The sequence below is a fragment of the Microbaculum marinum genome (assembly GCF_037855135.1).
In the GTDB taxonomy this organism is placed as follows: Bacteria; Pseudomonadota; Alphaproteobacteria; order Rhizobiales; family Tepidamorphaceae; genus Microbaculum; species Microbaculum marinum.
This window is the reverse complement of the sequence record NZ_JAZHOF010000012.1, coordinates 58,463-70,480: the sequence shown is the minus strand read 5'-3', so window position 1 is coordinate 70,480 and position 12,018 is coordinate 58,463. Positions and strand designations below refer to the sequence as shown.

Annotated in this window: 12 protein-coding genes; 5 read left to right on the top strand and 7 right to left on the bottom strand. The window is 67.2% G+C overall.

Annotated features, from left to right (window positions below):
• Window position 1: 1 nt before the first annotated feature.
• From V3328_RS23680 to V3328_RS23655, 6 genes are all read right to left on the bottom strand, one after another.
• Window positions 2-925, bottom strand: a complete 924-nt coding sequence (locus V3328_RS23680; protein ID WP_340332202.1) for a branched-chain amino acid ABC transporter permease — start codon at window positions 923-925, stop codon at window positions 2-4.
• A 285-nt stretch (window positions 926-1,210) separates the two neighbouring features.
• On the bottom strand, window positions 1,211-2,389 hold the full coding sequence (locus V3328_RS23675; RefSeq protein WP_340332201.1) for an ABC transporter substrate-binding protein: 1,179 nt from the start codon (window positions 2,387-2,389) through the stop codon (window positions 1,211-1,213).
• Window positions 2,390-2,444: 55 nt separating this feature from the next.
• Complete coding sequence (locus tag V3328_RS23670) at window positions 2,445-3,440, bottom strand: amidohydrolase family protein (RefSeq protein ID WP_340332200.1); 996 nt, start codon at window positions 3,438-3,440, stop codon at window positions 2,445-2,447.
• Window positions 3,441-3,617: 177 nt separating this feature from the next.
• Window positions 3,618-4,172 carry a 3-hydroxyanthranilate 3,4-dioxygenase gene (locus V3328_RS23665; protein ID WP_340332199.1) on the bottom strand — a complete coding sequence of 185 codons (555 nt, stop codon included), beginning with the start codon at window positions 4,170-4,172 and terminating at the stop codon, window positions 3,618-3,620.
• Between the two features lie 138 nt (window positions 4,173-4,310).
• A complete protein-coding gene (locus V3328_RS23660; protein ID WP_340332198.1) occupies window positions 4,311-5,264 on the bottom strand; it encodes a LysR substrate-binding domain-containing protein in 954 nt (317 codons plus the stop codon).
• Window positions 5,265-5,343: 79 nt separating this feature from the next.
• Window positions 5,344-6,360, bottom strand: coding sequence for a zinc ABC transporter substrate-binding protein (locus tag V3328_RS23655; RefSeq protein ID WP_340332197.1), 1,017 nt, complete (start codon window positions 6,358-6,360; stop codon window positions 5,344-5,346).
• A 133-nt stretch (window positions 6,361-6,493) separates the two neighbouring features.
• Between V3328_RS23655 and V3328_RS23650 the strand changes: the two genes are divergently transcribed.
• The 5 genes from V3328_RS23650 (at window position 6,494) to dctP (ending at window position 10,063) form a co-directional block, all read left to right on the top strand.
• Window positions 6,494-7,324, top strand: a complete 831-nt coding sequence (locus V3328_RS23650) for an ATP-binding cassette domain-containing protein (protein WP_340332196.1) — start codon at window positions 6,494-6,496, stop codon at window positions 7,322-7,324.
• Between the two features lie 3 nt (window positions 7,325-7,327).
• On the top strand, window positions 7,328-8,152 hold the full coding sequence (locus V3328_RS23645) for a metal ABC transporter permease (protein WP_340332195.1): 825 nt from the start codon (window positions 7,328-7,330) through the stop codon (window positions 8,150-8,152).
• 129 nt (window positions 8,153-8,281) lie between these two features.
• Window positions 8,282-8,521, top strand: coding sequence for a type II toxin-antitoxin system RelE/ParE family toxin (locus tag V3328_RS23640; protein WP_340332194.1), 240 nt, complete (start codon window positions 8,282-8,284; stop codon window positions 8,519-8,521).
• Window positions 8,514-8,819 (top strand): HigA family addiction module antitoxin, encoded by a 306-nt coding sequence (locus tag V3328_RS23635; protein ID WP_340332193.1) that lies wholly within the window; start codon window positions 8,514-8,516, stop codon window positions 8,817-8,819. The genes V3328_RS23640 and V3328_RS23635 overlap by 8 nt, the downstream gene beginning before the upstream one ends.
• A gap of 182 nt (window positions 8,820-9,001) precedes the next feature.
• Entirely contained in the window at window positions 9,002-10,063 is a 1,062-nt protein-coding gene (gene dctP, locus V3328_RS23630; RefSeq protein WP_340332192.1) for a TRAP transporter substrate-binding protein DctP, read from the top strand.
• A gap of 6 nt (window positions 10,064-10,069) precedes the next feature.
• On the opposite strand, the gene V3328_RS23625 is transcribed toward dctP, so the two are convergent.
• A complete protein-coding gene (locus V3328_RS23625; protein WP_340332191.1) occupies window positions 10,070-11,971 on the bottom strand; it encodes a TRAP transporter permease in 1,902 nt (633 codons plus the stop codon).
• Window positions 11,972-12,018: the final 47 nt, after the last annotated feature.

Genomic DNA, 12,018 nt, shown 5'->3' with positions numbered 1-12,018 from the left:
TCTAGCGTGCCCCCGCGGCCGCGGGGAACAGTCCGGTCGGCCGGACGATCAGCACCACCGCCATCAACAGGTAGACCAGCATCGACGACAGGCCGCCGCCGATCCCGTCGGCGTCGGCGGGCGCCATGAACAGCTTCAGGATGTCGGGAAGGAAGGCGCGGCCGAGCGTGTCGACGACGCCGACCAGGATCGAACCGACCAGCGCACCGCGGATCGAGCCGATGCCGCCGATGACGATGACGACGAAGGTCAGGATCAGGATCTGCTCGCCCATGCCGACCTGGACGGAGACGAGCGGCCCGGCCATCGCACCGGCAAAGCCGGCAAAGACGGCGCCGGCGGCAAACAGCAGCGTGTAGAGCAGCGAGATGTCGACGCCGAGGGCCGCGACCATCTCGCGGTTCGTGGAGCCGGCGCGGATCAGCATGCCGATGCGGGTGCGGGTGATGACGAGCCACATCAGCACCGCCACGAGGATGCCGGCCGCGATGATGGCGATGCGGTAGATCGGGTAGGGGATGCCGGGGATGATCTCGATCGTGCCCTTCAGCGCGTCGGGCACGTCCAGGAACAGCGGCGTGCGGCCCCAGACCATGGTCACGGCCTCGTTGATGAACAGGATCAGGCCGAAGGTCGCCAGCACCTGGTCGAGGTGGTCGCGGTCGTAGAGCCGCCGGATGACGACGAACTCGATGATCACGCCGGCGAGCGCGGCTGCGGGCAGGGCGGCGAGGAGGCCGACCAGGAAGGAGCCGGTCAGGTTGGTGACGGTCGCCGCGACGTAGGCGCCGATCATGAACAGCGACCCGTGGGCGAGGTTGATGACGCCCATGATGCCGAAGATCAGCGTCAGGCCGGCTGCGACCAGGAACAGGAAGATGCCGAGCTGCAGCCCGTTCAGGCACTGTTCGACGAAGAGCAGCATCTAGATGCGATTTCCCCCGGCCAAAGGTGGCGGTTCATTGCTGGAAAGGAACGCTCGCCTTCGGCTCGCGCCCCCACCCCGACCCTCCCCCACGAGGGGGGAGGGAGCGCTACGGCTATGCGTTCCTGACCACTATGCACCGCCGGGTTGCGGAGCCCCTGTTGGCAATTTTGGCTCCGGCCATTCCGGCATACCCTTCCCTCCCCCCTTGTGGGGGAGGGTCGGGGAGGGGGGCGCCGGCGGCAGCCGGCGCACGCGGCGGAAGCCGCGTCAGGGCCCCGGTCCTCACTGCATCGGGCACTGGTCGTGGTAGGCGTCGACGTGATCCTCGGCGATCACGCCGGTGGTGACGAGCTGCAGCTTGCCGTCGTCGCCCTTCTCGGCCTTGATCGCGTACCAGTCATGGATCGGGTGGTTGTTGTTGGCGAACCTGAAGTCGCCGCGGACCGATGCGAAGTCGGCCTTCTTGAGGGCCGCCCGGAAGGCGTCCTTGTCGTCGAGCACGTTGCCGCCGGTCGCCTGCAGGGCGCTGGCGATCAGCTTGGCGGTGTCGTAGCCCTGGCTGGCATAGACGGTCGGCTCGCGGTTGTATTTCTCGCGGAACTCCGCAACGAAGGTCTTGTTGGCCTCGTTGTCGAGGTCGATGTTCCAGTGGCTCGAGGTCGAGACGCCGAGCGAAGCCTCGCCGACGGCCTCCATGACGCGCTGCTCGAGGCTCGGCGCGGAGACGATCAGCGGGATTTCCGACTTCATGCCGGACTGGTCGTACTGCTTCATGAAGTTGATGCCCATGCCGCCCGGCAGGAAGTAGAACACCATTTCCGGATCGGCCGCGCGGATCTTGGCGATCTCGGCGGCATAGTCGGTCTGGCCGAGCTGGGTGTAGATCTCGTCGACGATCTCGCCGGTGTAGTGCCGCTTGAAGCCGGCGATCGCGTCCTTGCCGGCCTGGTAGTTCGGCGCCAGCACGACGGTCGACCGGTAGCCCGACTTCTCGGCGGCGATGCCGGCCGCCTCGTGCAGCGAGTCGTTCTGCCAGGAGACGACGAAATAGTCCTCGTTGCACTTCTCGCCGGCGAAGTTCGACGGCGCGGAGTTCGGCGAGATGTAGAACTTGCCGGCCCCCAGCGACATCGGGATGACGATCGGCGAGATGTTGGAGAAGATGATGCCGGTCATGATGTCGACGTCGTCGCGCTTCAGCATGCGGTCGGCGATCTGCTGGCCATTCTCCGGCTTCAGGCCGTCGTCCTCCACCAGCAACTCGACGTCGGCGCCGCCGAGCTTGTCGCCGCCTTCCTCGTCCATCGCCAGCATGAAGCCGTCGCGCACGTCCTCGCCGAGATAGCCGGCGGGACCCGACAGGGTGGTGATCATGCCGATCTTCACGGGATCGGCGAGGGCCGAGGTGGCGGCGAGCGCCGCGCTGAGGCCGATCGCGGCAGTGGTCAGTCTGGATGCCATTTGCTGATGCTCCCCTTCGTTGGTTCTATTGCTTGCGTTTCCCGAATGCCGGCCGTTACGGCCAGCCGAAGAACTCCATTGCGTTGGCGCCGAGGATCCTGCGTTTCTCCTCGTCCGACAACCTTCCCGTTCCCCTGACCAGCGACCCCATCTGCTGCTCGCCCAAGGGAAACGGATAGTCCGTGCCGAACATTACCCGCTCTTCGCCCATCACGTCGACCAGCAGACGCAGCGCTCCCTCGTCGAAGACGGCCGAATCGACGCTGAACCGGTCTACATAGCTCGACGGCGGGTTGGGACAGTCCTTGCGGACGATGTCGCGCTCGCGCCAGGCGTTGTCGGCGCGGCCGAGCAGGTAGGCGAAGCTGCCGCCGCCATGGGCGAAGCAGAGCTTCAGCGACCGCGGCAACCGCTCGAAGGCGCCAGACAGGATCAGCCGCAGGATCGAGAGCTGGGTCTCGGCGGGCATCGCCACCAGCCATTGCAGCATCCATTGCGACATGCGCTCGCGGCCGAGCATGTCCCAGGGATGGACCAGCACCGGGGCGCCGATGTCGCCGCAGTGCTGCAGGAAGGCGATCAGGCCTTCGTCGTCGAGGTCGCGGTCGCCGACATGGTTGCCGATCTGGATGCCGAGATGGCCGTCTCCCATGGCCCGCTCGGCCTCGCGGCAGGCGAGATCGGTGTCCTGCAGCGGCACCTGGGCGAGCGTTGCGAGACGGTCCGGCGCCTGGGCGGCAAGGTCGCGGGCCGCCTCGTTGAAGATACGCGCGCAATCGGCGGCTTCCTTGGGCTTGCGCATGTAGGCGAACAGCACCGGGGTGGCGCAGAGGATCTGGTGGTCGATCCCGTCGCGGTCCATCTCCTCGAGGCGGCAGGCGACGTCCCAGCAGGCCGAATAGACCGGGCGGAACTCGGCGTCGCCGATCATCACCACCGCCTTGCCGTCGCCAAGGTGCTTCATCCACGGCCAGTCCGGCGTCCCGAACCGCTCCGCCAGGTCCGGCCAGGATTCGGGGAAGAAATGGGTGTGCATGTCGACGACGGTCATGGGACGAGCCGCGCGACAGTCGGATTTTTCGTCATCCCGGAAGCGGCGAAGCCGCTATCCGGGATCGGAGAGCCCGGACGGGGGGCGGTGGCTCTCCGATCCCGGCTCTCCACTCCGTTGCGGCCGGGATGACGGTCGAGAGGTGTTGCCACCCGCACTGTGGAAATACCCACCCCTCTATATCTCCGCCCAGCCGGGGGGAGGCGTCTTGCCGGGATGCACGGCGCCGCAGTTGGGGCAGGTGCGCGCCGCCTCGTCAGAATAGAACGCCTCGAACAGCGGCGGCAGGTCCTTGACGATGTCCTTGACCTCGACCTCGACGCGTTGGACCAGGCCGCCGCACTCGAAGCAGAACCACTCGAAGCCGTCGACCATGCCGGGCTGACGGGGGCTCTCGACGACCAGGCCGATCGAGCCCTCCTGCGGGCGCTGCGGGCCGTGGCGCACGTGCGCCGGCAGCATGAACACCTCGCCCTCGCGGATCGGCACGTCGTAGATCCTGCCGTCCTCGGCGATCTTCAGGATCATGTCGCCCTTGAGCTGGTAGAAGAACTCCTCCACCGGATCGTCGTGGAAGTCGACGCGGCGGTTGGGGCCGCCGACGATCATGACGACCATGTTGGACTTGTTGTCGAACAGGTGCCGGTTGCCTACCGGCGGCTTCAGGAAGTGCTCGTTCTCCCTGATCCAGCCCTTGAAATCGAAGGGCTTCAGGTTCGGATGGACGTTCATGACGCTCTCCCTCGTCGCAACGGAAGTCCGGCGGCAACCGGGCGCAGCCGGCCGGACGGCCCGTGCCGGCGACACTGGCACGCGTCGATATGCATTGGTAATGAAATTATTCGATCCAGATATTCCAATTGAGAATATCTAGTTAGCCAACGATTCCTCGCGGATTTCGGCCCCGACCGCGCGCAGGGCATCGATCAGGGCGGCGGCGGCGGGGGAGGGGGTGTGGCGGGCGCGCATGGTCAGGCCGACCGGCCGGGCCGCCTGCGGCAGGTTGACGGGAAGCCGTGCGAGCTTGCCATCGAGGATGTCCTGGCGGACCACCTGGTAGGGCCACACCGAGATCGCGTCGGTCAGGAGGGTCAGCTGCCGGTTGGTCTGGACCGAGATCGACTCGGTCGCGTTGACGGCGAGCTCGATGCCGGAATCGCGCAGCGTCTTCTCCAGCTGGCGGCGCAGCGTCGTCTCCTGGGGCGGCAGGATCAGGCCCCAGGGAATGGTGTCGGCGAGGTCCAGGGCCTCCGCCGCCAGCAGCGGATGGCCGGGCCTGACCGCCATGCAGGTCTCCTCGTCGTAGAGCACCTCCTGGACGGTCTCCTCGCGGCCGCGGTACTCGGGCAGCCGGCCGACGACCAGATCGAGGTCGCCCAGGCGCAGGGACGGCATCAGGATGTCGTTGGTGCCCTCGACGACGGAGATCGAGACCTTCGGCCGCTCCTTGCGGACGCGGGCGATGGCGAGCGGCAGCAGCCGGGCCGAGGCGGCGAGCAGGGTGCCGACCACGACCCGTCCGCCGAGGCCTTCCTGGAGGTCGCGGATGTCCTCCCCGGCGTGGCGCAGCTCGGCGAGGATGAGCTTGGCGCGGCGGCACAGCGCCGTGCCGTAGGCCGTCGGCAGGACACCGCGGTTGGTGCGGATGAACAGTTCGACGCCGAGGGTCTTCTCGGCTTCCTTGAGCGACTTGGTCGCCGTCGGCTGGGTGATGTTCAGCGTCTCGGCGGCGACCCGGATCGAACCGTGCGCCTCGATCGCCACGACCGTGCGCAACTGCCTGATGGACAGGCGTTCGGAGACTTCCGCAATTCCATCCTTCATCGGCCGCGCCCGTTGATCGCGGACCGATTGGATCGCAGATCGCGGGTCCTGAAAAGGGACGAGACAGGAACCCGGTCGCCTAGTTCGCCTTTCGGAAACACCCGACGAAAGCGTCGGCATTGTCGGCGATCAATCTGAAGTACAGGTCCGCTCCGGGTTCCAGGGCGGCACCGAGCGGGTCGATCGTGCCGGTATGGGCAGAGGTCCCCTCCACGATCACGTCGATCAGCTTCGGCGGGAACTGGGGCTCTGCGAAAAGGCATACGTGCTCGTCCTGCGCAATCTCGGACCGGATGTCCTTCAAACGCTGGACCCCCGGCTGCCGTTCCGGACTGATCGAGATTGCGCCGCGTCCGTCGAGGCGAAACCGGTTGTCGAAATAGCCGAAGGATTCGTGGAACGTGTAGTAGGGCGAGTCGTGATAGGGCGCGAGCCGCTCGGCCGTTTCGGCCTGCAGTGCCGCCAGCCGCTCGTCGAGCGCCGCGGCGTTCGCCTGGTAGGTCGCAGCATTCCCGGGATCGGCCTTGGCCAGCGTCGCGGCTATCGCGCCGACCATGACGCGGGCGTTCTCCGGGTCCAGCCAGACGTGCGGGTCGAGGCCGGCGTGATGATGGCCGTGCCCGTCCTCGTCCTCGTCGTGATCGTGGTGCCCCTCGTCTGCGTGGTGTTCGCCGTCGTGATCGTGGTCGTCATGCTCGTCCTGTCCCGCGCCGAACTGAAGGAGCGTCAGGCCGGGCGTCTCGATCAGCGCGACGGCGGCGGCATCGTCGGAGAGGTTGCCGATGGGGCGCTCCAGGAAGGCTTCGAGTTCGTCGCCGATCCAGAAGATCACGTCCGCCTTCGACAGCGCGTCGGCATCGGAGGGCTTGAAGGCGTAGGTGTGGGGCGAATCGGCGCCGGCCACCAGCAGGTGAGGCGTTCCGAGGTCGCCCATGACGCCGGCGACGAGCGAATGGACAGGCTTGATCGACGCCACTACGTTCGGCGCGTCCGCGCTGGCCGTGGCCGCGCCGGCCAGCGCCAGAAGCGGGAGAACCGCCAGCCGCCACGCCGCACGGGGCCGCCTTCGCACCGGGGGAATCAGACCGTCTGACATGAATTGCTCCTTATCGGCATCAGCAGGGATATGTTACACTGTTACAATTGTTACATTATAACGTTGCTGTCAATTCGGATTCCGGGCGCCATGCTGCGAGCCGGGCGCCCCAACGTTTCGGGAGATCTGGGACTTGAACGAAACCGTTTTGAGCCGCGATCCGGCGGTTCAGCCGCAGTCACCCAAGGGGGCGCCGCTGCTGGGATGCCGCGATCTGGGCGTGCTGCGGGACGGCCGATGGCTGATCCGCGGCGTAGACCTCGACGTGCGGCGCGGTGAGATCGTCTCGATCGTCGGCCCGAACGGCGGCGGCAAGACCACCCTCATCAAGTCGCTGCTCGGGATCATGCGCCCGTCGGCGGGCCAGGTGACCCGCGCTGCCGGCATCCGCACGGGCTACGTGCCGCAGCGCCTGGCCGTCGACCGTACCATGCCGCTGTCCGTCGACCGGCTGATGACGCTGGTGCGCCGGGCGAGCCGGGCGGAGATCGTCGCGGCGCTTGCGCAGACCGGCAGCGACCACCTGGTCGACCGGGCCGTGCAGGAACTGTCGGGCGGCGAGTTCCAGCGGGTGCTGATCGCCCGGGCGCTGCTCAACCGGCCGGACGTCCTGGTGCTGGACGAACCGGTGCAGAGCGTCGACTTCACCGGCCAGGTCGAGCTCTACCGGCTGATCGCCTCGCTCAGGGATCGCTACGACTGCGGCGTCCTGCTGGTCAGCCACGACCTGCATGTCGTGATGCGGGAGACCGACCGGGTGCTGTGCCTGGCAGGGCACGTCTGCTGTACCGGAGCGCCGGGCGATGTGTCGCGCAGCCCCGAGTATACCCGGCTGTTCGGCCCGACGGCGGCGGAGACCCTGGCGATCTACCAGCATGCGCACGATCACGCGCATGGACCCGCCGGCGAGATCGTCACCGGCGACGCCCACAACCATTTCCATCATCACGGGCACGAGGACTGAGCGATGCTCGACGATTTCCTGGTCCGGGCGATGGTCGCCGGCATCGGCGTGGCGCTGGTCGCCTGTCCGCTCGGCTGCTTCATCGTCTGGCGGCGGATGGCCTATTTCGGCGACACCACGGCGCACGCCGCGCTGCTCGGTGTGGCGCTCGGCATCCTGACCGGCGTCGGGCCAACGGCCGGCGTCTTCGTCATCACCGTCGTCGTGGCGCTGCTGCTGGTGCTGTTCCTCAGGATCGCCCGCGTGGCCGGCGACACCGTACTCGGCATCCTGTCGCACGCGGCCCTGTCGATCGGACTGGTGGTGCTGGCCTTCATGACCTGGGTGCGGGTCGACCTCGTCGGCTACCTGTTCGGCGACGTGCTGGCGGTCGGCCGGAGTGACGTCTACACGGTGATCGGCGGGGCGGCGGTCGTGCTGGCGGTGCTGGCCGCGATCTGGCGGCCGCTTGTCGCGGCCACCGTCGACCGCGACCTTGCCAAGGCGGAAGGCGTCAACGTGGCGGTGATGGAGGTGGTCTATGTGCTGCTGATCGCCGTCGTCGTGGCGATTTCGATGAAGATCGTCGGCATTCTCCTGATCACCTCGCTGCTGATCATTCCGGCCGCCGCGGCGCGCGGCTTTTCGCGCACACCGGAACGCATGGCGGTGCTGGCGGCCGTGATCGGCGTCATGGCTGTCGCCGGCGGCCTCGGGGCGTCGCTGCGCTGGGACACACCCGCTGGTCCCTCCATCGTGGTCGCGGCCTTCGCCCTGTTCCTGGTCTCTGCGGCCGTCGCCACCGCCCTGGCCGGGGCGCGGCACGGCAACGCCCTGCGGGGGCGTTGAGTCCCTGGGAGAGGATCGCTGGGACTCGACCGCCCGAGCGTGCGAAATGCCATTTGACAAGAGTATGTGTAAAACGATATTTTACACATGATAAAGAGCATTCGGAACAAGGCGTTAAAGAGACGGTGGATGAAGTCGGATACCTCCGGCATCAATCCGGCGTGGGTAAGAAGGGTAGTGTTCCTTCTTGATGCGGTCGACGCTGCCAAAAGTCCCGAACAACTTGCTCTTACGGGCGCCGGCTTTCACGCCCTCAAAGGCCGCATGGAAGGCCGGTACGCCATGACGGTCACGCGGAACTGGCGCCTGACGTTTGGATGGGACGGCGAGAATGCCGTCGATGTGGATCTGGAGGATTATCATGGTTGATCGCGATCCGAGCCGGCGCCCGACGCATCCTGGCGCGATGTTGCGGGAGTTCGTGCTTCCCGCCGCCGGTATTTCCGTCAAGCAGGCCGCACAGATGATGGGCGTTTCCCGGCAGAACCTTCATCGTATTCTGGCCGAAAAGGGCCCTGTGACGTCGGAGATGGCTCTCCGGATCGGGAAGTTCGCCGGCAACGGCCCGGAGTTGTGGCTCGCGATGCAGCAGGCCGTCGATCTGTGGGATGCACGGCAGGCGATCGGCACAGACATCGAAGCGATACCGACCGTGGGGGCGGCCTGAGGGTTTCGAAGAACTGACTTCGACCTGCGAGGTCCGCAAGCGGCGCCTTCTTTTTCGTCAAAGTCATAAGCCTTTCGTATTCGTCGTTGGACGAGCCGGTGAACATGTCGCTTGATCGCACCGGCAGTTGACCGTAGCGGCTCGCAGGGGCATCCATCGGATCTCGACTGACGGGAGTCCGAATGGTCCTTCCCATATCCCCGATCACAGCAGCATGGCTGTTTTCCGCCGCCGTCTGGTGTGGATTTTCGCTGCCGGTGGCCGCCGAGACGCTGCGCATCCAGACCCTGGACGAGCCCGGCTCGATCGCGGTTACGGGGCTGGAGAGGCTTGCAGAGGACCTGAGGTCGGCATCGGGCGGCGAGATCGACATGGTCGTGCTGCCGGCGCGCAGCGCGGTGGGACCTACGGCGACGCTCGATGCCATGTCCTCGGGCGCCATCGACGGGCACTACTCGTCGCCGGCCTATTTCGCCGGCAGGGACGAGGCCTTCACGCTGCTCGGCGACACGCTGGCGCTCTATCCGGATCCGGAGGCGCGCGACCGCTGGCTGGCTGAGGGCGGCGGACTGGAACTGGCGCGCAAGCTGTACGACCGTCACGGCGCCCGTCTCGTCGGCTTCGTCCACTGGCCCGAGGAGTGGCTGGTCTCGCGCCGGCCCGCCAGCATCGTCGCCGACCTGTCGGACCTGAAGGTACGCGCTCCGGACGGCCCGGTCAGCGACTTGCTGACGAAAGTCTTCGCGCGGCCGGTCGTGCTGGGCGGTCGCGACACGCTGGCGGCGCTGGACCGGGGGACCGTCGATGCGGCCGACTGGGCGTCGCTGGCCGGCAATATTGACGACGGCGTCCACGCGCATGCGCCCTACGCGGTGCATGCGCGTCATTCGATGCCGACAACAGAGCTCTCGCTGTCGAATGCGGCCTGGGAACGACTGTCGCCCTCGGCGCGGCGTCTGCTGGAGAACCGCATCGCGCAGTTCAGCCGCACGCAGCGCGCCGCGTTCGATGCCGAGGAAGCCGCTGCCCGCCTGCGCGCCCGACAGCAGGGCGTGACGCTGCTGGAAATGTCGCCGCAGTCGCAGCAGGAGCTGCGGCGCAAGTCGATGGAGGTTTTCGAGCAGCGTGGCGCCGGTTCGGCCGCAGCGGCAGAGATCGCCGCCTCCCACCGCACTTACCTGGAGCGCCTCCGGCTGCTCGAGCCGGCAAGGCCGGCGCGCGAGGCGGCGGGCGGTTCGGGATAAGGGACCTCAGCCCTGCGAATCGCTGCCGGCGGCCGCCGGCCTTTCGGCCGTCGCGATGTCCTGCGCGGGAAACAGGAGTTGGGCCACGATCACCGCGCCCAGCAAGCCGGCGCCGAGCAGATCGGTGGTCACGCCGGGCTTGATCAGCGTGATAGCGGCTGCGACGAGCAGGATCCGCTGCCACCATGTCGCGGTCGACAGCAGATAGCCGGTGAGGCCGCCCGCCAGGCAGATGACGCCGGTCGTCGCGGACACCACGGTGAGGCCGACCCTCGACCAGTCGCCGATCAGCAGCAGAGAGGGACCGAACACGAACATGAAGGGGATGATGTAGCCGGTTGCGCCGAGCTTGATCGCCGAAAGGCCCGATTCCCACAGGCCGGCCCGCGAGATGCCGTTCGCCGCGTAGACGGCCATCGCCACGGGCGGCGTGATCGCCGAGAGAATGGCGAAATAGAAGACGAACATGTGGGCGGCCTCGACCAGGATGCCGAGCTTGACCAGCGCCGGCACGAGGAGCGCTACCTGGACGATGTAGGCCGGCGTGGTGGGCATGCCCATGCCGAGGATGATCCCGGCGACCATGGTCAGGATCAGCGCCAGCACCAGGCTGTTCTGCGAGGCGGCGGTGACCAGGCTGGTGAAATCGATGCCGAGGCCGGTCAGCGTGATGACGCCGATGACGATGCCGGCGCAGGCGCAGGCCAGCGCCACCGGCACGGTGTTGCGGGCGCCCGCAACCAGCGCGTCGACGATATTGTCGAGCCGGACATAGCCGCGGGTGGTCTTGCGCAGGAGCGCGGTCGGGATCACCGAGGCGATGCCACACAGGGCCGCCATCGGGGCGCTGTAGCCGGCAAGAAGCACGCCGACGATCACCACCAGCGGCAGGAACAGGTGGCCGCGTTCGGCCAGTACGGTGCCGAGATGAGGCAGGTCCGAGCGGGGCAGACCGCGCATGCCGGTGCGCTTGGCCTCGAAATGGACGGCGAAGAACAGCGCGACGTAGTAGAGCAGCGCCGGCAGCAGCGCGAAGGCGGCGACGCTGAGGTAGCTGATGCCGAGGAACTCGGCCATGACGAAGGCCGCCGCGCCCATGATCGGCGGCATGATCTGGCCGCCTGTCGAGGCGACTGCCTCCACCGCGCCGGCGAAGGCCGGGCGGTAGCCGATCCGCTTCATCAGCGGGATCGTGAAGGTACCGGTCGTCATCACGTTGGCGACGGCGCTGCCCGACACCGAGCCGAACAGGCCGGACGTGATGCAGGCGACCTTGGCGGGGCCGCCGGCGGCGTGGCCGGTGAGGCTCATGGCGAAGTCCATGAACAGCTGGCCGGTGCCGGTGCGTTCGACCAGGGATCCGAACAGGATGAACAGCACGACGTAGGTCGCCGAGACGCTGAGCGGAATGCCGAAGATGCCCTCGGTGGTGAGATAGAGCTGATCGATCAGCGTCTCGAGGCTCGTGTCGGTGCCGAGCAGGGCGTAGGCGAGGAAGGCCGCAGCGGTCAGCGGCAGTGCGAAGCCGACCGCCCGGCGCGTCGCTTCCAGCAGCAGCACGATCATGCCGATGCCGAACACGAAGTCGCGCGTGTAGAGCGGGTCGATATAGTAGATGCGGTTGATGATGTACTGGTTGAAGACGATCGGGTATGCGCACACCGCGATGCCGCCGGCGAGCAGGGCGAGGTCGTACCAGCCCGGCTTCTCGATCTCGCGCCTGCGGGTTCCCGGCAGGATCAGGAAGGCCAGCGTCATCGCGAAGCCGAGATGGGTCGAGCGGAAGATGTAGGCGTCCGGCGGCCCGAAGAAGGCGACGTAGAGGTGGAAGCACGACATCGCCAGGCCGACGACGACGATGGCGCGCTGCGTCCAGGTCAGTCCGGTGAAGAACCGGCTAACGTCCATAGGGGATGCCCCGCGTCCGCGTGTGGAGATCCGGCCCGCCGCGGGAG